Origin of the sequence: Dokdonia sp. R78006 (genome assembly GCF_042466145.1) — a bacterium.
Lineage (GTDB): Bacteria > Bacteroidota > Bacteroidia > Flavobacteriales > Flavobacteriaceae > Dokdonia.
Window position 1 is genome coordinate 3,335,792 of the sequence record NZ_JAXHBU010000001.1, and the last position, 23,414, is coordinate 3,359,205.

Sequence of the window (23,414 nt, forward strand, 5' to 3'; positions counted from 1 at the left end):
TTTCTTTAAACTCCTTCTTTGTATGGCGGCCAGAAGTCGCTTTTACCCTTGGCGATCGCACGCTCTCGCCACAGTGGGAAGCCCAGTTTAAAAATACCAGCAGCCTGAGTGCAAAACCTAGAACGCGCTACACAAAACTCTTTGACAGCTTTGATCCATCGCGATCTGACGGACTAGAATTACCAGAAGGAAGCGAGTACCGTTATACCAATCTGGAAGTGGAGTACAAATCTGACCAGCGCAAGAAGTTTTACTACACGGCAAATACTACCTACGGCGAGTTTTTTAACGGTGAGATACTCACCTTGCGAGCAGAAGCTACCTTGCGCCTGCAACCTAAACTCGTGCTAGGTATAAACGCCCGCTATGATAACATAGACCTCCCTGCTCCTTATGCAGATAATCGCATCTGGCTTGTAAGCCCGCGGGTGGATGTTACCTTTAGTAAAAACCTGTTCTGGAATACGCTTGTGCAGTACAGCACCTTGCAAGATAACTTTGGGATTAACTCACGCTTGCAATGGCGATTTGCCCCACTTTCAGACTTATTTTTGGTGTATAATGACAACTATTTTACAGATACCACCTTTGCTCCTCGCTTCCGGAGTATTAATTTAAAACTTACTTACTGGTTATATTTATAGGGATTTTGGTATTTTCGGATTCATTTGGCGGTAAGCCTTAGTTTATTTTTTATGCTTCTTGCAGTGAAAGTGATCCCATTTTCGCGAAAGCATAATTACCCACATTATTATGGAAAACACACCTTATTTTACAAATGACGCCATTGTTTTTGGCCTCATTGCGCTTGCACTTGCATTTGTATTTTATACCTCGAGTAAGAAGACAGGCTTCTGGGGCAAATTTTATGGCATTGTACCTGCCCTACTGCTATGCTATCTCATCCCTGCGATTTTTAATAGCCTGGGGCTGATAGATGCAGAGAGTAGCCAACTGTATTATGTGGCGAGTCGTTACTTGCTACCCGCATCGCTGGTGCTTATGACGCTTAGTATAGACCTTAAGGCAATTGTAAACCTAGGCCCTAAGGCGCTTATCATGTTTTTTACAGGAACGATAGGGATTGTGATAGGTGGCCCGCTAGCGATACTTCTCATCTCTTCCGTATCACCAGAAACGGTGGGTGGTGCTGGACCAGATGCGATATGGCGTGGCCTCTCTACACTGGCAGGAAGCTGGATAGGCGGTGGTGCAAATCAAGCCGCGATGCTTGAGATTTATAAATACAATCCAGAAAAATACGGTGGTATGGTACTGGTAGATATTGTGGTGGCAAATGTGTGGATGGCCATAATTTTACTAGGGATAGGTAAAAGCAACCGCATAGATAAATGGCTTAATGCAGATAATAGTGCGATAGAGGTGCTCAAGGAACGCGTCTCCACCTTTGCCGAAGGGGTGAAGAGAAACCCGACGCTTTCTGACCTTATGGTTATGCTGGGTCTTGCCTTTGGAGCAGTAGGGATTGCACACTGGGGAGCTGGTGGTATGAGTGCTTTATTTTCTGATATCCCAAAGGACTCTGCGCTTGCATCCTTTGGCTCTACTTTTTTCTGGATGGTCACGATTGCAACTGCGATAGGGATTTTACTCTCCTTTACAAAAGCCAAAAATTATGAAGGTGCTGGTGCAAGTAAAATAGGCAGTGTGTTTATTTACATACTTGTTGCGAGTATAGGGATGAAAATGGATCTCACCACTATTTTTGAAAACCCAGGGCTTATTGCCATAGGTTTTGTGTGGATGGGTATACATGCGGGACTCCTCATACTGGTGGCAAAACTTATAAGAGCGCCCTTCTTCTTTCTTGCCGTGGGAAGCCAGGCAAACGTGGGCGGGGCAGCCTCTGCTCCTATTGTCGCGGCAGAGTTTCACCCATCGCTAGCTAGTGTGGGTGTGTTGCTAGCAGTTTTTGGCTATGTGGTGGGAACATATGGCGCAATACTCTGTACAATTTTAATGGAAATGGCAGCTGCGGGCTAGTATTATATATAAAATAGTAGCATATTTGCCGTCTATAATTAAAACCAATTATGAATAAAATAGTATACATTCTCTTATTAAGCATCTTGATGGTTTCATGTTCAAAAACAGGAAATCTTACAGTCACTGGAACGGTAAAAGGTCTTAAAAAAGGAACTTTATATGTACAGAGCGTGCAAGACACCATGCTTGTAAACCTAGACTCACTAGTAATAGATGGGGAGCCAGAATTTGAGTTTATACTTGACATAAAAGAACCAGAGGTGTATTACTTACACCTTGATAAGGCAGATGAGTCTGGTTATGATGATCGTATTCCTTTCTTTGCAGAGGCTGGTATTATTAATATCACTACTTCCCTTAAAAACTTTGAAGGATTTGCAGCCGTAACAGGGTCTGAAAACCAGATGCACTGGACACAGTTTAAGAATATGAACAAGCAGTTTAATGATAAGAATCTTGATCTTATAAAAGGTTCTTTTAACGCTAGACAGCGAGATGATCAAGAAGAGATTCTTGCTTATGATGATTCTTTACAGCAACTACTTAAAAGAAAGTATCTATACACGGGTAACTTTGCAACAACAAATAAGGATCTTGAGATTGCTCCTTACCTTGTAATGACCCAGATACCAGATGCTACCACTCCTTATCTAGACACTTTATATAAGACTTTCCCTAGAAAAACTAGAAATTCTAAATATGGGAAGCAGCTCAAGAAGCTTATAGAGGAGCGCAAGAAGCAGTAAGCACCCTAAGATTGTGCTTACTATTATAAGTGTGACGTGATTTTACATAAAAATGTAAGGTTCATGATTATAAATTAAACTACTTTTGCAGTCAAAATTAGAACAATGGCAAATATTAGAGATTTAAAAAAGGATATCAATTTTGTACTAGGTGACATCATTGACGCAGTATACGTTTGGGAAGCACTTAATCCTAAAGAAGATAGAAAGGAAAGTGAGGCAGTTATAGATGACGCTATCGCAACTTTTGACACTTTAATTACAAAAGTAAACGACCGTAAGGTAGAGAATAGAGGTAAAAATTTAGTTGCAGTACGTGCAGATCTTGAGAAGGAAGGACAGGCACTTATAGACCGTATTAATAAGCTATAATTTTTTTAAAAAAAGGGTTGCATATATAATAAATGCTATTATATTTGCACCCGCAATGCCGATGTAGCTCAGCTGGCTAGAGCAGCTGATTTGTAATCAGCAGGTCGTGGGTTCGAGTCCCTCCATCGGCTCAAAAAGGTCTTCTTTTATTAGAAGGCCTTTTTTGTTTTATACAAGTTCTTGATGGTATGTGGTACGCTTTCGCGAAAATGTGAGGTTGTTATAAAAAATCTAGCGGACTTTTAACCTGCTGCATAGATCTAGTTGTCACATGCGTATAAATCATAGTCGTTTTTATATCACTATGCCCTAGTAGTTCTTGTATCATACGTAAATCTGTACCAGTATCCATAAGATGGGTTGCATAGGCGTGACGAAGACTGTGCAGCGTTACTTTCTTTTTTATGTGTGCCTTATTACAACTAGCTCTAAAAACCGAGCGTAAGCTCCCAGCTGTGTACTGCGGCTTAGACTGACCATTAAAAAGATATTCTGTAGGCTGGTACATCACATAATATCGACGCAACAATGGCTTTAAACTTTCTGGAAAGGGAAGCTGACGGTCTTTTTTTCCTTTGGCAGCTTTTATAGTTATGGTATTGCGTTTTTTATCTATGGAAGAGAGACGTAAATCTATGAGCTCTCCTACTCTAAGACCCAAAGCATATATAGTAGTGAGGGCGGCTTTATGTTTAAGATTTGTAGTGTGGTGTAATATATTCTTCACTTCGTAAGCACTTAGTATGTCTGGCAATACACGCTGAGGAGATCGTGGTCGTAGTGACGAGAGATCTATATCTTGTCTAAGCTCTTCTTTGTAATAAAGGCTTACAGCACTTATGAGCTGCTTTTGAGTATTAAAAGCATAATGTTTTTGTAATATAAAATCTCTCAAAGTAGTAATAAGGTAAGAGATATCTAACCTGTTAATAGCAAGTGTATCTCCTAGATATTGCTGATAGCTTGCCAGCAGACCTACATAGGTGTTTATGGTGCTATCGCTATATCTTTTTGCCTTTAAAATGGTGTTAAAGTTCTGAAACATGCGTTTATACGTTGAAAATCGAGATTGCTCAAGATAGGCAAAAACATGCGTATATACAGCTTATATAGTGTGATATATAACTAATATGTAGTAACTTGCGTTTATATATACGTGGCGGCTGATTGCCAAAGGACATGTTTTTCATCTCAAGATAAGCCACATCCAAGGCAGTAGCATACTTGAAAATTCCCGCCATCGTATGGCTCCACTTCAAAATCAGAATACATCTAAAGTCGTTGAAATATCGAAGAGTTGGGTATAGATCAAGTTAGAGTAAATCCGCTAGGATTTTAAAGCTCCCACCCTACCAATCAGCCGCCACAGGCCACTACTCAAAAATGCCTAGGGCTTGCATCTAAATTATAGAAAGCTCGAGACGTGGTTGCAACCAGCCACAACTATTACATAACGCGAATACGACATTTTTGAAAGCTCTATGCGCGGCGCACAACTCCAAAATTCATTGTATATTTAGTCCAAACAAACCAGACCATAAATTAAAGCAAATCAGCAAAATGCCGCACTCGCTTTATGCAGTGGCCTGTTGTGTACAATATCCACGAAACCGTAAAAATGAAAAAAATACTGATTCTAATATTGACTTTTTTACCTCTGACTTTACTCGGACAGCATCTAAAATGTTGTGAATCGGAAAAAGAAGTGAAATCTTATCTGAGCGGAAAATGGAAAATAAAAAATTCGGACTTTAAAACTGTTTATCACTACTGGTTTGAGAACGGAAAAGGAAATTTAGAAGATTTTGAACCGGCAGAAAACGGAGTAGAAATAATTGTTGAGGATAATCACTCATTCGTAGAAATAATAAAATACGAAAACGGATTTAAACTTAAACACTCCTATTTGTATGGAAACTGGATTTCGGAATTGAAATACTTGAATTCTAAAAAACTGATTTTACTAACAGACGGAAAAGAAACGGAATATTTTAAAATTGAGGAATAAAAATACTGTACACAACACAGTATAAAATTAATTGCTATTTTAGGCTTAAACAAAGGTAGTTGCACTTTTGTTACGTCTGATTTTCCTGCGGAAAATCCTCGCACACAAAACCGCAACTAATCTTATACAACAACGTTGTGTACAATATTGGAAAACGCTGAAATATGAAGAAATTTTTGATTTTAATGTTGACTTTTTTACCTCTGACATTACTCGGACAACAACTGGACTGTTGTAAATCTGTTGAGGAAGTCGGAACCAATTTAAATGGATATTGGAAAATGAAAAATTCTGACAAAAATGAACAATTGCGATTTGAATTTAATGACGGAATTGGAAAGTTTTGGCGGATTAAGTTTAACAAAAAAAACGAGTTGATAGAATCTAAAGAAATGGAACAGACGTTAGAAATTTTCAAAACTGAATCTGGATTTGAACTTGACTGGAGCAATGGAAATAGACTTGGAACGTCGAGAATTAAAATTCTAAATTCGACAAGCCTTGTTTTTGTGAGAAGAGACGGAAAAAAAACAGAGCATTATAGAATTACAAAATAAAATACTGTACACAACACCGTATAAAAATAATTGCGGTTTAGTACTAAAACAAAGGTCGTTGCGTGTTTGTAACGTCTGATTTTCCTTCGGAAAATCCTCGCATACAAACCCGCAACTATTCTTATACATAAACGTGGCGGCTGATTGCCAAAGGACATGTTTTTCATCTCAAGATAAGCCACATCCAAGGCAGTAGCATACTTGAAAATTCCCGCCATCGTATGGCTCCACTTCAAAATCAGAATACATCTAAAGTCGTTGAAATATCGAAGAGTTGGGTATAGATCAAGTTAGAGTAAATCCGCTAGGATTTTAAAGCTCCCACCCTACCAATCAGCCGCCACAGGCCACTACTCAAAAATGCCTAGGGCTTGCATCTAAATTATAGAAAGCTCGAGACGTGGTTGCAACCAGCCACAACTATTACATAACGCGAATACGACATTTTTGAAAGCTCTATGCGCGGCGCACAACTCCAAAATTCATTGTATATTTAGTCCAAACAAACCAGACCATAAATTAAAGCAAATCAGCAAAATGCCGCACTCGCTTTATGCAGTGGCCTGTTGTGCTCAATTACCGTAACTCTATTTCGTCACAATAACACTTTGTTATATTTTGTAAATCATTCCATCTTTCAAAGTGTTCTAAGTGTTCGTCTTTTATCCAATTCATATTTTCGAGTATATTTTCTTCATACTGCTTGTAGTGTTCTTTCCACTTCTTTAGTATCTTATTAAACTTGGTTACGTATTTAGTGGCTGTGGTTTTTTTATCGGTTACAAAAACATCAGCACTATACCAATCATCGTGACTACCACCACAATATTTTACTATATAAATTTTCTTCATTTTTATAAATTAAAAAGAGCATAACACTATATAAAAATAATAGCTAATTAGGTCTTTATTTAAGGTTATTGTTTATTTATAATTGTATCGGCTAAACCGATAGTACTTGTTTATTTATACGCTACTATTCTTATATTTAACGTGGCGGCTGATTGCCAAAGGACATGTTTTTCATCTCAAGATAAGCCACATCCAAGGCAGTAGCATACTTGTAAATTCCCGCCGTCGTATGGCTCCACTTCAAAATCAGAATACATCTAAAGTCGTTGAAATATCGAAGAGTTGGGTATAGATCAAGTTAGAGTAAATCCGCTAGGATTTTAAAGCTCCCACCCTACCAATCAGCCGCCACAGGCCACTACTCAAAAATGCCTAGGGCTTGCATCTAAATTATAGAAAGCTCGAGACGTGGTTGCAACCAGCCACAACTATTACATAACGCGAATACGACATTTTTGAAAGCTCTATGCGCGGCGCACAACTCCAAAATTCATTGTATATTTAGTCCAAACAAACCAGACCATAAATTAAAGCAAATCAGCAAAATGCCGCACTCGCTTTATGCAGTGGCCTGTTAGCCCTCATTAAAAAAGAATGACCAAATTAACAGTCCATAATGATGAAATAAACGCTTCTACTGAAGAGTTTAAAATACTTGAGGAGTTACTTCAAACAGAATTACCTCAAGAATATAAAGAGTTTCTTAAAAGTCATAATGGATGTACACTCTGCCCTTCTGTACCAACAGTAAAAGCAGATACTAATATGATGGTTTGGAGTATTGAAAGAATCCTGAGTGTTCAAGATTTAATTTTACAAACAAAAACTAATTTTCCCTACTCTGATAAAGAATACATAAAAGAATATGACGGAAATAAATATCCTATAGATATAGATAAACTTCTAGCATTTGCAATTGCAGAAAGAGGAACTTATTATATATATTTAGGAGAGGAAGAAAAAGGTCAAATTTATTCAACTTGCTATTCTGACGGAGATGGTCTTGTAAAATTTTTCACTAAATCATTTACAGAATTTATCAACACTTTAGGTTTTTATGATTATGGAGATGAAGAATATGAAGATGAATGCAATCCAAATAAACTCGAAAAGTCAACAAAAATATTTGACTACTTTTTGTTCGATACACCAGAAAATTATTCTCTTGGATTTGAGAGATTTAAAGAAGTCTTAAAACAATATGGAAATCCGAATATTTCTAAAGGAGAAGGTTATAAAAATGTAGTAGAAACCTACATTCATAATCATAACTTTTTAGAATATATAATTTCACAAGGAGGTCAAACTGAAGGTCTTTTAAATTATGCCAATAATTTTGAAACGATTCACCTTTTAATCACGAAATACAAGTTAGATATTAACAAGTCATTTAAAGGACGATATCCTCTTCATAATTACACAAATGCAATGTCAATGCACGACCATAAAGTAAGTTATGAATTAATTTCAAAACTATTAAAGTCGGATATAAAACTTGATTTAACCGTTCTCGATAATGAAGGAACTGATATTAAGACAAAACTTAAAAAAATTGACAAAGGCTATAAAGAGTATATTGAATATGATAAAAAAAATGGATATCACAAAGCAACCGAATGGATAGAAAGTAAAGAAATAAATGACATTATAAAAGAAGGAAACACCAAAGAAAATTGGTTTAAAAAACTATTCGGAAAATAAAAACGAGGGCTAACAATGTATAAAAAAACATAGGGCGTTTGTGCTTAACCGAAAGTTCTGTGCATATTAATAAAGTCCGCTAAATATAAAATTTGGCATTTATAGTAGAAAAGATAAAAGCAAAATATTTATATTTAGCTAAGTAATAAATCGAAACGAAAGTGCTTATCACCTGCCCTACGTTTCTTATACGTAACGTGGCGGCTGATTGCCAAAGGACATGTTTTTCATCTCAAGATAAGCCACATCCAAGGCAGTAGCATACTTGAAAATTCCCGCCGTCGTATGGCTCCACTTCAAAATCAGAACACCTTAAAAATCGTTTAAATATCTAAGAGTTGAGTATAGATCAAGTGAGGGTAAATCCGCTAGGATTTTAAAGCTCTTGGTGTCTTTCTATTGAATATTGGTTATGGCATGACTAAGCGGTTCTTTGATGCCTTCCTCTCGCTATGCTCGTCGGAGGCATGGCTCAAAAATGTCTAAAGAATACATCTAAATCATAGAAAGCTCGAAACGTGGTTGCAACCTGTGCATTCCTTTCGATTGTACCTCACTAGCCGGATGCAAGAACTACAGCATAAAGCGAATGTTGTGCCTTCCTCTCGCTTCGCTCGTCGGAGGCAAGTTTGAAAGCTCTACGCGCGGCGCACAACTCCAAAATTCATTGTATATTTAGACAATCAATTAATAAACAAATAAATACAGGCTATCCAGCAATCCCGATAGCTATCGGGAGCCGCACTCGCTTTATGCAGTGGCCTGTTGTGCATCAATATTACAAAAATTTGGTTTTGGTTCGATTTTGGTGTAAATTAGCATCAAAACATATTTCTTATGGCTAGACAAAGTATATCTTTCACGCAACCCAATGACGAGTGGTTAAAGACACAAGTAGACAATCAGGAATACTCAAGTAAAAGCGAGCTTGTGAATGATTTAATTAGACAAGCAAGAAGCCAACAAGTTCAAATTGATTGGATTAAATCTAAGCTGGATAAAGCAGAAAATAGTGGATTTACAAGTGATAACAAATCCGAAATACTAAAGCAGTCTAAAGCCATTCTTAATGGCTAAATATAGATTAAGCAATTCCGCAAAAGAAGACCTTATAAGAATTCATCATTACGGAGTTAAAAAGTTCGGAATGAGTCAAGCCGACAAATATTTTGATTCATTTTTTAAATATTTTGACATAATTGCTCAAAGACCTTATTCGTTTGAATCGGTAGATTTCATAAAAAACGGATATCGAAGATGTGTTTGTGGGTCGGACAGTATTTACTATCGAATAAATGATAATACTGCTGAAATAATGGCGATTGTTGGAAAAGAGGACTTGAAAAATATACTATAAACTATTCGCAAAAAATACTGTTGCCAACAAAACCTACAAACAAAACGGGCTTCGGGCTTAAACTAATGGTTTGTGTATTTTTATAAAGTCCGCAAAATCTTTCGGATTTTGCTTTAAACAAGAAAAAGACAAAACAAAACAAAAATACTTCGCTACGTGCTTTGCGGAAAGCAAACGCTAGTTTACTACCGTACTGTTCATAGCCAAACACGTGGACGGCTGATTGCCAAAGGACATATTTTTCATCTCAAGATAAGCCACATCCAAGGCAGTAGCATACTTGCAAATTCCCGCCATCGTATGGCTCCGCTTCAAAATCAAAACACCTCAAAAGTCTTTGAAATATCGAAGATTTGGGTATGAATCGAATCAGGAGTAAATCCGCTAGGATTTTAAAGCTCTTGGTGTCTTCTTGATGATTATTGGTTATGGGATGACTATGCGGTTCTTTGATGCCTTCCTCTCGCTATGCTCGTCGGAGGCAGTTTAGAAAGCTCTACGCGCGGCGCACAACTCCAAAATTCATTGTATATTTAGATCCAAACAAACAAGACCGCAAATTAAAGCAAACCAATAATCCAGATAGTCATCGGGAGCCACACTCGCTTTATAAAGTGACCTGTTGTAGCTAATTTAAAACAACCAAACGAATGAGTTTAAATTTTATTAAAAGAATAAGTTTTATTTATCTTTTAACACTAAATATAAGTTGTTCATTTCAAGAAAAAATAGAAAATACTGATAAAGTATTAATAGATATTGGAGATTCTTTAACAGCTGGTTCTGGAGGGGATGGAAATAGCATGTCGAAAGTTGCCTCTGATTCATTGGGTTCTGATTGGACAGTAAAAAACATGGGAGTTGGTGGAGAAAACACTTTAACAATTGGAGCAAGACATGGTGGAATCCCTATGTATATAAAGCAATCCATTACTATCCCAAAAGATGGTTCTAAAGTTGAAATCCCTTCAGGTTTATATAGCAGCTATAACAATGAGAAAGTTTTACCCCTATTACAAGGTTCTGCTGGTATAAATCCATGTAGAATTGACACTATCCAATGTAAATTAACAAGAAATCAAGATAAATATTACATAAACAGAATCACTCCTGCTTCTACTGACTATAAAACTAAAAAAAACTCTACTATATTAACATCACTATCTAATGAGAAAGAAGGAGTTCTAACCATATTTATTGGTCAAAATGGAGGCTATGCATCTTCAAGTGAATTGTTAGACCAAATAGATTTGTTTGTAAAACATAAAGGGAATGATAATGTTATTATAATAACCTCACATGGAAATTCAACAGCAGAAATAGTCAAATTAGCAAGGGATAAATATCAATCAAAATATATTGACTTAAAAGAGTATATGAATACTTATGCAATTTATGATGCAATTGAATTTGGTTTATTGCCTAGCAATGGAGAATATCCAACTGTGGAGGATTTAGATAGAATGGATAAAAATAAAACTCCTAATACATTATTAAAAGATGGTATACACTTTAATTCAATAGGCTACGAATTACTAGGGAGACTTAGATACAAAAAAGGAAAAGAATTAGGATATTGGTAAAACTAGCTACAGCACCATATATAATTTATTGCTAATTCTAACCTATATAATAAAATTGTCTCATACTCTTTTCTCTGTAATTATTTACTTTATTAGTTGCTATACCACTAAACTAACGACACACCAAACGTGCAGGCTAATTACCAGAGAATATATTTTTATATCAAGATAAACCACATTCGTGGTGAAACTCCAGTAACTAACACTTTGCGACTTTTTAATACTACGCTATCGCGAAAGCGCACTGTTCTAAGGCAAGTTTGAAAACTCAACAAGCGGCACTCAACTCCAAAATTCATTGTATATTGAGAGCAAACAAACAAGACCCTATTAAAGCATAATAGTGCTTCCGTTAACTATAGAGCCGCACTAGTTTTATGAAGTGAATCCGTGGACAACAACAGCTAAACATAAAATAAATGAGAAACATCATACTTGTAAGTTTATTATTGATTTTTACATTTCAATTGAAAGCTCAAAATTATAATTTACCTCCAAATCCGAAAGCAGGTAAATGCTATGCACAGTGTTTTGATTATCAAAAGAAATTTGAATGGTCAGAAGTTGATTGCGATAAATTAAAAGCGGAAAAAGATAAGGCCAAAACCAAGGAAGAGCTTATAAAATTTGAGCAGGAAAAAATAAAAATGGAAAAGTATCAAGAGAAGTTAAGAGAACTTGGTTACAAGCTTGACATAAATGGAATTGCCGACAATAAAACGATTATTGCTCATCACAAATATTTGAAAAAAAAGAAAAAAATAGAGAAGCAAAAACGGAGAGATGAGAAACGAAAAGCTAAATCGGAATAAATCATAGCTACCAAAGGACCGACTCTTCATCTCAAAACAAACCACATCCAAGTAAGTTGCGTTGATGGAAATCCCATAGTCGTACGTTTCTCACTCGTCGGAGGCAAGTTTGAAAGCTCTATGCGCGGCGACAGAACCACAAATAACTGTATATTTAGACAATCAATTAATAAACAAATAAATACAGGCTATCCAGCAATCCCGATAGCTATCGGGAGCCGCACTCGCTTTATGCAGTGGCCTGTTAGGCATAATTAAAACCAAAATATGGAGACAAAAGAAATTTGGAAGAAAATTAACCCATCAGTTTGTCAAATTATACACAGAAAAAATAAAAGAGTAATTTCAGTTGGAACTGGGTTTAAATGCCAAAATCATATAATCACTAACAATCACGTTTATAATCCGACAAATTCTGAAGAAATAACAATCCAATTTAAACAAGGGGATGGAAAAGGTGTTTCATTAGAAAAAAAATATAGTTCAGACGAATTTATTAGCTTACTTAAAGATGGAATGCCGAAAGATTCTTGGGATTTTGCAGTTCTTGAAGATTCTCATTTTTCTGAAATTCCAAACTTGAAACTAATAGATGAAAAAAACGAAATTGACATAGGACAAAAATGTGTCTTTTTAGGTTTTCCATTTAGTTCAAATTATCTTACGATTCACGAAGCTATAATTTCAGCAAAATATACGAATTCAAAAAACAATGTCAAATACATTCAACTTGATGCAAGTGTAAACGGAGGAAATTCTGGTGGACCTTTAATTGACGTTGAAACCCAAGAAGTAATTGGAATAATTACTTTAAAGAAAACTGGATTTTCTGACAGATTTAGAGAATTGAATGATAGCTTTAAATCTAATATAGAGGTATTAGAACAAAGTGGTGGAGCAACAATCCAAATGAGTGGAATAGATATTATGAAAACATTCAAGGCAATTCAGAATCAGCTTGCTGTTTTAGGAAAAGAAATGGAACGCTCAAGCAATGTAGGAATTGGATTTGGTTTTGAACTTGATGAAGTAAGAAAAGGAATAAAATAACTATGCCAACAAAGAACTGGGTTAAAAAACAAGCCTTTTTAAGCTAATTTTGATCTATAATTCTCATCGTGGGGTCTTCCTGATTTTATGATGGCAAAGGACTGCTTTAAGAGCTTATTTGCCACTGCGATGACTATTAGTTTGAAACCTCTACACGCAGCAAACAATTTCAAAATTCATTGTATATTTAGATTGAACTAATAAGACCATACGTTAAAGCAAACCAGCAATCCCGATAGCTATCCGGAGCCGCTCTCACTTTATACGGTGGACTAGTGACAATAATATGACAGAACAGCACGAAAAGACGAACAAATTGAATAAAACTGAAATTTTGACTAATCTATTGTGGACAGCATTCGGAATGATTGGCGGAGTAAGTTATTATTCAAAATCGGAATATTTAATTTGCGGAATAATGTCATTAATCGCAATTTTATATGCTTATAAATTAATTAAAACATTAACAGGAAAATGAAGAAAATAAACTTTGAAAATTTATCTTGGAATTGGACTAGAATTACTCTTTTAATATTAGCCTCGTTATGTTTATTAGTAGGTTCCGGACTAATTTTAAACTATGAAAATGGACTGATTACAAGTTTAGGGTTTGTGATCTTGATTATTATGCTCAGCAAAAGATTTTGGTATAAAAATTATGTAGAGTATAATAAATTAGGAATTGTGATTAAGCTTAATTTGATAACTGATAGAACGATTAAATTTAATGAAATTGACAAGATAAATATCAATGATAATAAGTTAATAGTCAAATTAAACAGTGAACGAAAATTTGAATTTCAAATAAAGGATGTAGATAGTTCTGATATAAATAAGCTTCTTAGAATATTAGTTGAAAACTCAAAATCCATTTTCACTGATAACAGAACTGAAAAATTATTATTGCCAATCGATTAGACGGCTCTGCTAGCAACTAACAGAGTACGCCTATCACATCACCGTATCCATTAGGCAAGCTCAGGACAGGCTATACGGGTCTGTTGGCACTAATTGGGGGTAACACTCTCAAAACAATTATAATATGGAACAAAGAGCTCAAAAAAAGAAATGGATTTTTTTCGTAAGCATTGGAATTGGAATTTTTATGTTTTTAATGACAAAAGACTATGTATGGTCTATGATTTTTGAATAACAGTAAAAGGAGAAAAAGATAAGGCCAAAACCAAAGGACCGACTCTTCATCTTAAAACAAGACCACAAAGCACATTTCACTAACCTATTATAGGGCAATAACAACATGTTTGAAGATCAAGAGGGAAAATTTAAAGAAGTACTATCGCAGATAGAAGGACGTGTAAATGAACAAAGTTTCTTTAATAAGTTCTTAGAACTGTATCCAGAAATTTGGAAGAAACATAAGATTACTTTCTCAAAATTCAATAAAAGCAAACAGGCTAGACAATCAATTCCGTTGCCTAAACCTGAAGTTTCTTTACGTAAGGAAATCAGGAAATGGTTGCAAAAACAATAATTTCCGTTTCGCTATCTTGAAAAAACAGAAATAGCATCACCCATTCATATTTTCGCGAAAGCGTAAAAACTTCATCTGCTATTTTTACTAACATGCTGCAGATTAATATGTGTTCAAAAGCCCAATTCTTTTAAAATTTAAATGACAATACATGTCTGGAAAAACTAATTTATCTGAGCTTATAAAAGGAATGACACCTCAACACATACCAGGAGCCTATGTTTTTGCAACTGTTAAGGATATAAGTACCATAGACCGTGCAGATACCATTTGTGAGTTTAAAGAGAAGGAAGGTACTACTGTGGTGATAGAAAGAGGTAAAGCAGATGAACTTCACTTGCAATATGATTATATCGCTGCGTGGATTACGCTTACAATTCACTCTTCACTCGACGCCGTAGGTTTAACAGCTGCTTTTGCAACCGCACTTGCAAAACATAACATAAGTTGTAATGTTATTGCTGGATATTATCACGATCATATTTTTGTAGATAGTAAGGACGTAGATAAGGCGCTTAGTGTTCTTAAACAATTATCTCAAAGTCAAGCGTAACCCTATAATACGCTATTACTATCTAATATCTATGTGTCACAGTCCCTTACACTTTGTCAGACAGTGAGGTCCTTTTTACAAGTTTCTCTACCGTGAGACCTTGTACTAAAATGGAAAATACCACGACAATATAAGTCATCACGAGAAACATATCTCTGTACATATCTTCAGATAGACTGAGCGCTAGTGCTATAGAAATCCCGCCTCGTAGTCCGCCCCAGGTCATTATGAGGTTTGTTTTTGGCACAAAATCCAGCTTGTCTTTAAAGACTCTTATAGGTAACCACAGTGATATATACCTGCTTATGAGTACGAGAGGTATGGCGATTACTCCGGCAAGTAAATAACTATTTTGATAGGTGAGAATGAGCATTTCCATCCCAATGAGTACAAATAAAATAGCGTTAAGCAAGATGTCTATGAGCTCCCAGAATTTATCTACATAATGCTCTGTTGTCTCAGACATTGCGGCTGTGCGCACTCTATCATTCCCTATTAATAATCCGGCAACTACCATCGCTAGTGGAGCAGAAAGGTGCAGCTGTGTTGCTAGCACTGTACCCACCATCACAGCAGCAAGTGTAATAATTACTTCTGTACTAAAATCATCAATAGATTTCATCATTTTATACGTGATCCACCCTATAATCATTCCTAGCAATATTCCTCCAAGTACTTCTTGACCAAACAACGTCAAGATATCTACCGGTGTCACAGGGCTATCTTTTGCACTTGCAATCCCAAAGATGGTCAAAAATACCACGACTCCTACCCCATCGTTAAAGAGAGATTCTCCCACGATTTTGGTTTCTAGTTTCTTAGGCACTTTGGCTTTTTTAAGAATCCCAAGTACGGCAATAGGATCTGTAGGCGAGATAAGAGACCCAAAAAGTAGACAGTAAATAAAGTCTACCTCCATACCTAGTAGCTGTAGCACGTAGAAAACAAAGGTACCTACCAGAAATGTGGATACTAGAACACCTAAGGTTGCAAAGGCGAGTATAGGCCAGCGCTGCACTTTGAGTTGTTCAAAATTAGTGTGTAGCGCTCCTGCAAATAGCAGGAAACTAAGCATATAGTCCATAAGTACTTTCTCAAAGTCTATCTCCTTGATGAGTTGTATTTCGGCTTTGAGTAGGGTATCATCAAAATAGCTTAAAGCGAAAACAGCTAGGGTGTACACAATGGTGATGAGCATAAGCCCTATGGTAGTGGGTAGCTTGAGAAAACGCGCATTTATAAACCCAAAAAGAGCGGCAAGAAATATTAAGGCTGCTATAATGATGTAATAATCCATAGTATATCTTCTTAAATCGCAGTTTCTCAATCACAACAGATAGTCGAACTGCTTTTTTGTACAAAATTTAAAGGTGTAGTACCTGCTGGCACATTAGAACGGTAAAAATAAGACATCTACTGCTGCTATAAATGTTTGTTATGTTTTCTCTACATAAGTATGCAGAACAATGTTCTAATTGCATTAAACATCCTCAAGTTATTCCCTGAATACTAGCTAGTAACATAAAAATTCCTTGTATATTTAAGTCTATTATATCATGGTTGTGTAAGACGACTATTGATTACTAGTATCAAAAATCTATCACTACATTTTACCATCATTTTATATGAAGAAGCTTTTATTACTATTGTCTCTTTGTGGCATACTCGCTAGCTGTGCTAAGCATCAAGCACCTATTAATGATGTGATCCCAGAACATGATAGTCTTACAATAACCTCAACATTAGTACATGAGGATCGAGTAATTAATGTTTGGACTCCGCCATCATACGCTACATCTAGCGATAGTTTCCCAGTGCTTTATATGGCAGATGGAGGGATTAAAGAAGATTTTCCGCACATTGCAAATACGCTGGCCCAGCTTATTGCAGAACGTAAAATACCTCCTTACATACTCGTGGGGATTGAGAACACAGACCGACGTAGAGATTTATCTGGCAGCTCTCAAGTAGCTGCAGATGAAGAATACTGTCCTCTTACAGATGGCGCAAAAAACTTTAGAGCTTTCATTGCAGAAGAACTAATCCCAAATATAGACAGCACCTATAGGACTCAAGAACAAAAAGCTATTATAGGAGAGTCACTTTCTGGTCTGTTTGTGATGGAGACTTTTTTCTTGCAGCAATCACTTTTTGATACCTACATCGCAATGGATCCTTCCTTGTGGTGGAATGATCAATATCTTGTAAAAAATACTACCGCGTTCCTAGAAAATGCTCCACAAAAGCAAACTAAACTCTGGTTTGCTGGTTCTAGTGCTCAAGATATCTCAATAGCGACTAACGAGCTTGCAGATATTTTGAAAACTATAAAACACCCTACACTTATGTGGACTTATAGCGATGAACCTAACGAGCAGCACAATACTATCTTTAGAGCCACCAAAGAGAAAGCATTGATATGGGCGCTCAATAAATAGAAAATTATATTCAAATTTTTTCTATGCGCTATTTCCTCTTCCTACTTTGTCTATGCTTTACTGCAATTACTAGCAGAAGTAATACACTGCCTGAAATTAAAGACCCCACAATAAACATCTTATTTATAGGCAATAGTCTGACCTACACTAATGATTTGCCAAAGCTTGTAAAAGCACATGCAAAAACCAAGGGTATAAAGACTAAGACACACATGGTTGCATTGCCTAATTATGCGCTGGAAGATCACTGGAATGATGGCAACATACAGCAGCTCATCGCCACTGGCAAGTATGACTATGTCATCATTCAGCAAGGGCCGTCTTCACAACATGAGGGTCGCGACATGCTTATTACTTATGGTAAAAAATTTGCCACTCTCTGCAGTAAGTACGATGCCAAACTTGCTTACTTTATGGTATGGCCCTCATTACAGTATCACCACACCCAAGACGCTGTCATACAGAATTATCATGATGCCGCAACTATCAACAACGCCATCATACTTCCCGTAGGTATGACTTGGAAAGAGTATCACAACTCCAACAATAGTAATGATTACTATGGTCCTGATGGTTTTCATCCCTCGCTTAAAGGGAGTAAAGCCGCTGCGGCTAGTATTGTCTCTCATTTATTTTAGTCTTAAAACACAATATTGCTGTTTTAAATTTATGCCAACTCTTGTTAGTTATGATTGATTTTAAATACGCTTTCGCGAAAGCGTAACAACATCACCCATAGTGCTTCTCTAATCACATACTGTTCTTTCAAAAGCGCTACTTTCTCCTAAACGCCCATTTATATTGAATGGCAACTCTTAAAATCACTCACAAAGTTTTATTAATTAAACTTCAGTATTAAAAACTAAATTACATTTGCGGCGTGAACACAACTCTTAGACATATAAGTGTATTTATTCTAGTAGCCCTTTGCAGTATTGCAATGAGTGCTATGGATACATCATTTGTTAATTTAAATGAGAATATCACTACTTCTTCCTCAACAGAAAAGGTAACTGCTGCTGTTTCGGCAATTATTGTTGGAGAGTTACCGCAGTCTGAAGTTGTGATAGAGGCGCCTAGTACTATAAGTGTTCCCCATCTCAAGAAGTTCGTTTCTAGCTGTGGAACTTTATCACATACTACAGATGTACTCGCTAGTAGTACGTATACTCAGTACATAAAGACCTCGATCAATGTTTTAATACATCATCGTAAGGCAGATCACATCTTTCCTTTTCATTATTTCTGGTAATTTTTTTTGTATTGCTTCCAGGCGCTAGTAATTGCTTCTGGAAAACATTTAAGGCATTGCAATAATTGCAATGCCCAGTATATCAATATCAAAAAAATAATATCATGGATTTAGGAAGTATTACCGTAGGAACAATCATTGTAGCAATTTGCATCATACCATTTGTGATGATGGCTATGAATAAAAAGAAGAAAGAAAATAAAATGCTACAAGCACTTAATCATATCGCAACCGCTCAAAATCACACCATAAGTGATTACGAGTTTTGTGGAGATTTTGTGATAGGAAGAGATAAAGAGTTAAATGCCATTTTCTTTTACAAGGAGAGTAATGGACAAGCACAATCATCCTCTGTAGATTTATCCACTATTAAGAACTGCCAGACAGTAAAAGCGCATAGAAATATAAAGAGTGATGGCGAGCAACTTACTATTACAGAACGCGTAGCACTAGCTTTTACCCCATCTAATGCCACCGAACCAGAAGTAAGCTTCACATTATATGACGTAGATAATATGCAGCTTAACGGCGAACTACAACTTGCAGACAGTTGGAGTACACTTATTAATAAAAGGCTACAGATAGCGAGTTAAAGAAAGAAGCCCTATAAAATCTATAGGGCTTTTTTTATATTTACTTAAAGCTTGATACGTAGATTACTTCTCTACACAATGAAGCTAACACCGTTATTTAAATACACTTTACACCAATCATATGAACTGGATACTATTAGTTATTGCTGGGCTTTTTGAAGTTGCATTTGCTGCTTGCTTAGGTAAAGCAAAACAAGCGGAGGGAGCTGAGAGTACCTACTGGTACATTGGTTTTTTACTCTGCTTGACGGTGAGTATGCTCTTGCTAGTAAAAGTGACTCGTGTATTACCTATAGGCACTGCATATGCTGTGTGGACGGGTATAGGAGCTGTAGGAACAGTATTGCTAGGTATTTTTGTATTTAAAGAACCGGCTACCTTCTGGAGATTGTTCTTTATCGCAACACTTATTGTCTCTATAGTAGGTTTGAAATTTGTATCGAATTAATAAAGTGGCTTAGAGTTTAAAATTCGCATGTAATAATTCACAGCTAGCAATTTTTAAAAAGCAAAAGGTCTAGCATATGCTAGACCTTTGTGTTTGTATGTTTCTATGTATGACACTTAGATACTATTTGTAATTATAGTCTTCGTCTTTTCTTCTCTGCTTTGAGTAATTCAAGTTCGCGGTTAGTTTGTCCTGCTACAGAGGTATTCTCCTCTGCTCTTCTCATTAAGTAGGGCATCACATCTTTTACTGGGCCAAATGGAAGGTACTTTGCTACATTATAGCCTTCCTTAGCGAGGTTAAAGCTTATGTGGTCACTCATTCCGTAAAGCTGTCCAAACCATACTCTATTGTCCTCTTTTGCTATTCCCATTTCTCCCATCAGTTTTACAGCAAGTAAAGAGCTATCTTCATTATGAGTTCCTAGAAACAGTGAGATGTCATTTAGGTTTTCAATAATGTAACGCATGGTTGCATTAAAGTTTTCATCTGTTGCTTGTTTAGTAGCGCATATAGGAGTTGGGTATCCTTTTTCCTTTGCTCGTTTGTGCTCTTTCTCCATGTATGCCCCGCGTACGACTTTTATACCTATTGTAAATCCGCGAGCTCGGGCTTCTAGGTGTAATTTCTTTAAGTAATCTAATCGATCATGACGGTAGCATTGTAATGTGTTATACACAATAGGCTTTTCCTTATTGTATAGTGCCATCATTTCTGCCACTAGATCATCTGCAGCGCCTTGCATCCATGATTCTTCTCCATCTATCAATACTTCTACATCACGCTCGTAAGCAATCTTGCATATTGCGTTTACACGCTCTTTAATACGCTCCCACTCTACTTGCTCTTTGGCATCTAGTTCTTCTCCTTCGGTAAGCTTTTGCCAGATAGCAAAACGACCAACGCCCGTTGGTTTAAAAACAACAATAGGCATCGCTTCTTTCTCATCTGCAAACTTCACCAGACCTATCACCTTATTCATGCACTCATCAAAAGATGCTGCTTCTTCTTTTCCTTCTACAGAGTAGTCTAGTACAGAGCATACATTTGCACTATACAGTTTATCTACAGAGGTCATACAGTCTTGTTCATTTACACCACCACAAAAATGATCAAACACCGTTGAGCGTATGAGACCTTCTACAGGTAAGTTTGCACCTAGTGCAAAACGAGCAGCCGCTGTACCTATGCGCACAAGCGGTTCTTTAGAAATCATTTTAAATAAAAAGTAAGCGCGTTCTAGTTCGCTATCTGATTTAAGAGCAAATGCAGTTTCAGTATTTTCAAAAAGAGAGGTTTGCATATCAATATATTTGTTACACAAATATACACCCACTTTAAACTTTTTTTACTCAAAAGTGAGTAATTTGCAACCGTTAAAATTTCAAAAATAATGACTGCCATACAAGCCGCTTCTTACGACATCCTTTTTAATGAATCTGGATATGATGCCCTTAATGTATTACTACTACAGAGCAACTACAGCAAGATCTTCGTTATAGTAGATGAGCACACACACGAGCACTGTCTTGCACCTTTTTTAGGCAATCTCGCGACAGAGATTCCTATTGAGATAATTGAGATTCCTTATGGGGAAATCAACAAGACTATAGAAACGTGTACTGGAGTATGGGATGCACTGGCAAATCTAGATGCAGACAGAAAAGGGCTTATTATCAATGTAGGTGGTGGGGTTGTCACAGACCTTGGTGGTTTTGTAGCAAGCACTTTTAAGCGTGGTATGGATTTTATAAACGTTCCTACCTCTTTACTCTCAATGGTAGATGCTAGTGTAGGTGGTAAAACTGGTGTGGATCTAGGTACATTGAAGAACTTAATCGGGGTAATTAACAATCCGCAGATGGTATTGATAGATGGTGGCTTTCTTGCAACCTTACCTCCAGAAGAATTACGTTCTGGACTTGCAGAGATGTATAAACACGGTCTCGTGGCAGATAGAACGTATTGGGATAAGCTCAAAGATCTGAGCGCCATGACAACAGATGACTTGAGCCAACTCATCTACGAGAGCATCATCATTAAAAATGATATTGTAATAGAAGACCCACGCGAGCAAAATGTGCGTAAAGCGCTTAATTATGGGCACACTTTAGGTCACGCCATTGAGTCGTACTGTCTAGCATCTGAGGATAGAACAACCTTGCTACATGGAGAAGCCATTGCAATTGGGATGATTTTGGAAAGCTTCATTTCGGTGGCGCTTTCTGGTTTATCACAAGACGAACTAGATGAGATTACTGCAACCTTTAATGATATGTATGATGCGGTAGCTTTCGCGAAAGCGGATATAACCTCCATCATCGAGTACTTAAAGTATGACAAGAAAAATGCCAATGGGCAAATAAACTTCGTACTTCTAGAAAGTATAGGAAAGCCAGTAATAGACAAGCAAGTCTCAAATGACCTTATCCACGCAGCATTTGATTATTACCAGGCTAGCACTATAGATTAAAGATAGCGCTCCTTAATAATTCTAATGTGGTGACGCTCGTGACCAGCTGTGATAAATGCAGCTGCGCGAGGACTCATCGGGCTCCCGCTTGCGGTACCTATGTTTGCAATAGTCTGCGCTGTCATAGACGCATATAATAATAAACTACACTGTCTTACAGAGATATACTCGGCAATAAGAGAATCTACAGTGCGACTGTTTGCATCACTAGATAGTACAAAATCATCTTGCTCAAAACCTTGTAAAGGCGTGCTATCCATTCTCGAGAAACGTAATGCGCGATAGCTAAAGATGCGCTCTGTGTCTATAAGATGCAGTAGGACCTCCTTAGGGGTCCACTTCCCTTCTTCATAACGCAATAACAACTCACTTTCAGAAAGCGATGTAAAGAAGTCCTTAGTATCTTCCATCCCTTTCTCGAGCGCTTGAGCAATACCTAGCGAGCCAGGTACTTGATCTATATACTGTTTGTAATACTCATTATATTCTCCCTCTTTAACTGCGCTAGTGGTTATCATCATGTTTGTTTTTAAAATCTAAAAGTAACAAAAAACCCTTTCTCAACAGAGAAAGGGTTTTAGTAAAATAAAGTCTTATTGTAATTACACTAGATCTTGAAAGATAGAGTGCATTAATCGTTTTTTATCATTGATGCTCTCTTCTAGAGAGATCATCGTTTCTGTACGGTACACTCCGTCAATATCATCTAGCAAGAAAATTACGTTCTTTGCATGATTCGTATCTCTTGCACGTATCTTACAGAAGATATTAAACTTTCCTGTAGTTACGTGAGCCACAGTTACAAATGGAATCTGGGCGATACGCTCAAGTACAAATGTAGTTTGTGATGTCTTATTAATATACACTCCTACGTAAGCAATAAAAGAATATCCTAACTTTCCGTAATCAAGTGTTAATGAAGAACCTGTGATGATTCCCGCCTCTTCCATTTTCTTAACACGTACGTGAACTGTACCTGCCGAAATAAGAAGTTTTTTTGCTATATCTGTAAAAGGAGTTCTCGTATTTTCGATAAGCATATCGAGAATTTGGTGATCTACCTCGTCTAATTTAAATTTTGCCATTCAACTGTGTCTTTTGAGTATAATGCAAAAATAAT

General features: G+C 36.7%; 27 protein-coding genes and 1 tRNA gene. 22 read left to right on the plus strand and 6 right to left on the minus strand.

The genetic code is table 11. The features are described 5' to 3' along the window. The first annotated feature begins 218 nt into the window (after positions 1-218). From SJY37_RS14780 to SJY37_RS14800, 5 genes are all read left to right on the plus strand, one after another. Entirely contained in the window at positions 219-644 is a 426-nt protein-coding gene (locus tag SJY37_RS14780) for a hypothetical protein (RefSeq protein WP_379953303.1), read from the plus strand. A gap of 109 nt (positions 645-753) precedes the next feature. Next, positions 754-2,004, plus strand: coding sequence for a DUF819 domain-containing protein (locus SJY37_RS14785; protein ID WP_379953304.1), 1,251 nt, complete (start codon positions 754-756; stop codon positions 2,002-2,004). Between the two features lie 50 nt (positions 2,005-2,054). After that, positions 2,055-2,753, plus strand: a complete 699-nt coding sequence (locus SJY37_RS14790) for a DUF4369 domain-containing protein (protein WP_339848391.1) — start codon at positions 2,055-2,057, stop codon at positions 2,751-2,753. A gap of 105 nt (positions 2,754-2,858) precedes the next feature. After that, positions 2,859-3,125 carry a hypothetical protein gene (locus SJY37_RS14795; protein ID WP_379953305.1) on the plus strand — a complete coding sequence of 89 codons (267 nt, stop codon included), beginning with the start codon at positions 2,859-2,861 and terminating at the stop codon, positions 3,123-3,125. Between the two features lie 57 nt (positions 3,126-3,182). Next, positions 3,183-3,256 (plus strand) — tRNA-Thr (locus SJY37_RS14800). 89 nt (positions 3,257-3,345) lie between these two features. Here the strand turns inward: SJY37_RS14800 and SJY37_RS14805 are convergent. Next, positions 3,346-4,170, minus strand: coding sequence for a tyrosine-type recombinase/integrase (locus SJY37_RS14805; protein WP_379953306.1), 825 nt, complete (start codon positions 4,168-4,170; stop codon positions 3,346-3,348). Between the two features lie 531 nt (positions 4,171-4,701). Here SJY37_RS14805 and SJY37_RS14810 point away from each other — a divergent pair. Beyond that, positions 4,702-5,133 carry a hypothetical protein gene (locus SJY37_RS14810; RefSeq protein ID WP_379953307.1) on the plus strand — a complete coding sequence of 144 codons (432 nt, stop codon included), beginning with the start codon at positions 4,702-4,704 and terminating at the stop codon, positions 5,131-5,133. Between the two features lie 164 nt (positions 5,134-5,297). Next, on the plus strand, positions 5,298-5,690 hold the full coding sequence (locus SJY37_RS14815; RefSeq protein WP_379953308.1) for a hypothetical protein: 393 nt from the start codon (positions 5,298-5,300) through the stop codon (positions 5,688-5,690). Between the two features lie 576 nt (positions 5,691-6,266). On the opposite strand, the gene SJY37_RS14820 is transcribed toward SJY37_RS14815, so the two are convergent. Continuing rightward, positions 6,267-6,542, minus strand: a complete 276-nt coding sequence (locus SJY37_RS14820) for a hypothetical protein (protein ID WP_379953309.1) — start codon at positions 6,540-6,542, stop codon at positions 6,267-6,269. A 594-nt stretch (positions 6,543-7,136) separates the two neighbouring features. Between SJY37_RS14820 and SJY37_RS14825 the strand changes: the two genes are divergently transcribed. The 9 genes from SJY37_RS14825 to SJY37_RS14865 all read left to right on the plus strand — a co-directional run bounded on the left by SJY37_RS14825 (position 7,137) and on the right by SJY37_RS14865 (position 15,090). Next, positions 7,137-8,243 (plus strand): SMI1/KNR4 family protein, encoded by a 1,107-nt coding sequence (locus tag SJY37_RS14825; RefSeq protein ID WP_379953310.1) that lies wholly within the window; start codon positions 7,137-7,139, stop codon positions 8,241-8,243. A gap of 837 nt (positions 8,244-9,080) precedes the next feature. Next, positions 9,081-9,320: a type II toxin-antitoxin system ParD family antitoxin gene (locus SJY37_RS14830; RefSeq protein WP_379953311.1), complete on the plus strand. Its 240-nt coding sequence runs from the start codon at positions 9,081-9,083 to the stop codon at positions 9,318-9,320. After that, positions 9,313-9,600 (plus strand): type II toxin-antitoxin system RelE/ParE family toxin, encoded by a 288-nt coding sequence (locus SJY37_RS14835; RefSeq protein ID WP_379953312.1) that lies wholly within the window; start codon positions 9,313-9,315, stop codon positions 9,598-9,600. Before SJY37_RS14830 ends, SJY37_RS14835 begins: the two co-directional genes overlap by 8 nt. Positions 9,601-10,250: 650 nt before the next feature. Then, on the plus strand, positions 10,251-11,183 hold the full coding sequence (locus SJY37_RS14840; RefSeq protein ID WP_379953313.1) for a hypothetical protein: 933 nt from the start codon (positions 10,251-10,253) through the stop codon (positions 11,181-11,183). A 419-nt stretch (positions 11,184-11,602) separates the two neighbouring features. Further along, a complete protein-coding gene (locus SJY37_RS14845) occupies positions 11,603-11,995 on the plus strand; it encodes a hypothetical protein (RefSeq protein WP_298327237.1) in 393 nt (130 codons plus the stop codon). 267 nt (positions 11,996-12,262) lie between these two features. Then, positions 12,263-13,045 (plus strand): serine protease, encoded by a 783-nt coding sequence (locus SJY37_RS14850; protein ID WP_379953314.1) that lies wholly within the window; start codon positions 12,263-12,265, stop codon positions 13,043-13,045. A 474-nt stretch (positions 13,046-13,519) separates the two neighbouring features. After that, entirely contained in the window at positions 13,520-13,963 is a 444-nt protein-coding gene (locus tag SJY37_RS14855) for a hypothetical protein (RefSeq protein ID WP_379953315.1), read from the plus strand. A gap of 340 nt (positions 13,964-14,303) precedes the next feature. Continuing rightward, positions 14,304-14,537, plus strand: coding sequence for a hypothetical protein (locus tag SJY37_RS14860; RefSeq protein ID WP_379953316.1), 234 nt, complete (start codon positions 14,304-14,306; stop codon positions 14,535-14,537). 151 nt (positions 14,538-14,688) lie between these two features. Beyond that, positions 14,689-15,090 (plus strand): ACT domain-containing protein, encoded by a 402-nt coding sequence (locus tag SJY37_RS14865; protein WP_379953317.1) that lies wholly within the window; start codon positions 14,689-14,691, stop codon positions 15,088-15,090. 46 nt (positions 15,091-15,136) lie between these two features. On the opposite strand, the gene SJY37_RS14870 is transcribed toward SJY37_RS14865, so the two are convergent. Then, positions 15,137-16,387 carry a cation:proton antiporter gene (locus SJY37_RS14870; protein ID WP_379953318.1) on the minus strand — a complete coding sequence of 417 codons (1,251 nt, stop codon included), beginning with the start codon at positions 16,385-16,387 and terminating at the stop codon, positions 15,137-15,139. Between the two features lie 328 nt (positions 16,388-16,715). Between SJY37_RS14870 and SJY37_RS14875 the strand changes: the two genes are divergently transcribed. The 5 genes from SJY37_RS14875 (at position 16,716) to SJY37_RS14895 (ending at position 19,821) form a co-directional block, all read left to right on the plus strand. After that, the gene (locus SJY37_RS14875; protein WP_298327216.1) at positions 16,716-17,528 is read left to right on the plus strand and encodes an alpha/beta hydrolase; all 813 of its coding nucleotides are present in this window, start codon (positions 16,716-16,718) and stop codon (positions 17,526-17,528) included. A 23-nt stretch (positions 17,529-17,551) separates the two neighbouring features. Beyond that, on the plus strand, positions 17,552-18,166 hold the full coding sequence (locus SJY37_RS14880; RefSeq protein ID WP_298327214.1) for an SGNH/GDSL hydrolase family protein: 615 nt from the start codon (positions 17,552-17,554) through the stop codon (positions 18,164-18,166). A 242-nt stretch (positions 18,167-18,408) separates the two neighbouring features. Continuing rightward, positions 18,409-18,780 carry a hypothetical protein gene (locus SJY37_RS14885; RefSeq protein WP_298327212.1) on the plus strand — a complete coding sequence of 124 codons (372 nt, stop codon included), beginning with the start codon at positions 18,409-18,411 and terminating at the stop codon, positions 18,778-18,780. A 104-nt stretch (positions 18,781-18,884) separates the two neighbouring features. Continuing rightward, entirely contained in the window at positions 18,885-19,373 is a 489-nt protein-coding gene (locus SJY37_RS14890; protein WP_298327209.1) for a hypothetical protein, read from the plus strand. 121 nt (positions 19,374-19,494) lie between these two features. Beyond that, a complete protein-coding gene (locus SJY37_RS14895; RefSeq protein WP_298327207.1) occupies positions 19,495-19,821 on the plus strand; it encodes a multidrug efflux SMR transporter in 327 nt (108 codons plus the stop codon). Between the two features lie 133 nt (positions 19,822-19,954). Here SJY37_RS14895 and SJY37_RS14900 read toward each other — a convergent pair whose 3' ends face one another. Then, positions 19,955-21,124, minus strand: coding sequence for a proline dehydrogenase family protein (locus SJY37_RS14900; protein ID WP_298327205.1), 1,170 nt, complete (start codon positions 21,122-21,124; stop codon positions 19,955-19,957). A 90-nt stretch (positions 21,125-21,214) separates the two neighbouring features. On the opposite strand from SJY37_RS14900, the gene aroB reads away from it, so the two are divergent. Beyond that, positions 21,215-22,294 (plus strand): 3-dehydroquinate synthase, encoded by a 1,080-nt coding sequence (gene aroB / locus SJY37_RS14905; RefSeq protein ID WP_379953319.1) that lies wholly within the window; start codon positions 21,215-21,217, stop codon positions 22,292-22,294. Here the strand turns inward: aroB and SJY37_RS14910 are convergent. Beyond that, positions 22,291-22,815 (minus strand): DinB family protein, encoded by a 525-nt coding sequence (locus SJY37_RS14910; protein WP_379953320.1) that lies wholly within the window; start codon positions 22,813-22,815, stop codon positions 22,291-22,293. The genes aroB and SJY37_RS14910 overlap by 4 nt on opposite strands. A gap of 81 nt (positions 22,816-22,896) precedes the next feature. Continuing rightward, entirely contained in the window at positions 22,897-23,379 is a 483-nt protein-coding gene (locus SJY37_RS14915) for an Lrp/AsnC family transcriptional regulator (protein ID WP_013751723.1), read from the minus strand. Between the last annotated feature and the right edge of the window lie 35 nt (positions 23,380-23,414).

What these genes read in the sequence shown, in the direction of transcription:
- SJY37_RS14820 (WP_379953309.1), bottom strand. Translation starts at nt 6,542, where the DNA reads ATGAAGAAAATTTATATAGTAAAATATTGTGGTGGTAGTCACGATGAT.
- SJY37_RS14895 (WP_298327207.1), top strand. Translation starts at nt 19,495, where the DNA reads ATGAACTGGATACTATTAGTTATTGCTGGGCTTTTTGAAGTTGCATTT.
- SJY37_RS14865 (WP_379953317.1), top strand. Translation starts at nt 14,689, where the DNA reads ATGTCTGGAAAAACTAATTTATCTGAGCTTATAAAAGGAATGACACCT.
- SJY37_RS14810 (WP_379953307.1), top strand. Translation starts at nt 4,702, where the DNA reads ATGCAGTGGCCTGTTGTGTACAATATCCACGAAACCGTAAAAATGAAA.
- SJY37_RS14845 (WP_298327237.1), top strand. Translation starts at nt 11,603, where the DNA reads ATGAGAAACATCATACTTGTAAGTTTATTATTGATTTTTACATTTCAA.
- SJY37_RS14850 (WP_379953314.1), top strand. Translation starts at nt 12,263, where the DNA reads ATGGAGACAAAAGAAATTTGGAAGAAAATTAACCCATCAGTTTGTCAA.
- SJY37_RS14785 (WP_379953304.1), top strand. Translation starts at nt 754, where the DNA reads ATGGAAAACACACCTTATTTTACAAATGACGCCATTGTTTTTGGCCTC.
- SJY37_RS14910 (WP_379953320.1), bottom strand. Translation starts at nt 22,815, where the DNA reads ATGATGATAACCACTAGCGCAGTTAAAGAGGGAGAATATAATGAGTAT.
- SJY37_RS14900 (WP_298327205.1), bottom strand. Translation starts at nt 21,124, where the DNA reads ATGCAAACCTCTCTTTTTGAAAATACTGAAACTGCATTTGCTCTTAAA.
- aroB (WP_379953319.1), top strand. Translation starts at nt 21,215, where the DNA reads ATGACTGCCATACAAGCCGCTTCTTACGACATCCTTTTTAATGAATCT.
- SJY37_RS14915 (WP_013751723.1), bottom strand. Translation starts at nt 23,379, where the DNA reads ATGGCAAAATTTAAATTAGACGAGGTAGATCACCAAATTCTCGATATG.
- SJY37_RS14805 (WP_379953306.1), bottom strand. Translation starts at nt 4,170, where the DNA reads ATGTTTCAGAACTTTAACACCATTTTAAAGGCAAAAAGATATAGCGAT.
- SJY37_RS14825 (WP_379953310.1), top strand. Translation starts at nt 7,137, where the DNA reads ATGACCAAATTAACAGTCCATAATGATGAAATAAACGCTTCTACTGAA.
- SJY37_RS14840 (WP_379953313.1), top strand. Translation starts at nt 10,251, where the DNA reads ATGAGTTTAAATTTTATTAAAAGAATAAGTTTTATTTATCTTTTAACA.
- SJY37_RS14815 (WP_379953308.1), top strand. Translation starts at nt 5,298, where the DNA reads ATGAAGAAATTTTTGATTTTAATGTTGACTTTTTTACCTCTGACATTA.
- SJY37_RS14890 (WP_298327209.1), top strand. Translation starts at nt 18,885, where the DNA reads ATGGATTTAGGAAGTATTACCGTAGGAACAATCATTGTAGCAATTTGC.
- SJY37_RS14870 (WP_379953318.1), bottom strand. Translation starts at nt 16,387, where the DNA reads ATGGATTATTACATCATTATAGCAGCCTTAATATTTCTTGCCGCTCTT.
- SJY37_RS14790 (WP_339848391.1), top strand. Translation starts at nt 2,055, where the DNA reads ATGAATAAAATAGTATACATTCTCTTATTAAGCATCTTGATGGTTTCA.
- SJY37_RS14830 (WP_379953311.1), top strand. Translation starts at nt 9,081, where the DNA reads ATGGCTAGACAAAGTATATCTTTCACGCAACCCAATGACGAGTGGTTA.
- SJY37_RS14860 (WP_379953316.1), top strand. Translation starts at nt 14,304, where the DNA reads ATGTTTGAAGATCAAGAGGGAAAATTTAAAGAAGTACTATCGCAGATA.
- SJY37_RS14835 (WP_379953312.1), top strand. Translation starts at nt 9,313, where the DNA reads ATGGCTAAATATAGATTAAGCAATTCCGCAAAAGAAGACCTTATAAGA.
- SJY37_RS14795 (WP_379953305.1), top strand. Translation starts at nt 2,859, where the DNA reads ATGGCAAATATTAGAGATTTAAAAAAGGATATCAATTTTGTACTAGGT.
- SJY37_RS14855 (WP_379953315.1), top strand. Translation starts at nt 13,520, where the DNA reads ATGAAGAAAATAAACTTTGAAAATTTATCTTGGAATTGGACTAGAATT.
- SJY37_RS14880 (WP_298327214.1), top strand. Translation starts at nt 17,552, where the DNA reads ATGCGCTATTTCCTCTTCCTACTTTGTCTATGCTTTACTGCAATTACT.
- SJY37_RS14875 (WP_298327216.1), top strand. Translation starts at nt 16,716, where the DNA reads ATGAAGAAGCTTTTATTACTATTGTCTCTTTGTGGCATACTCGCTAGC.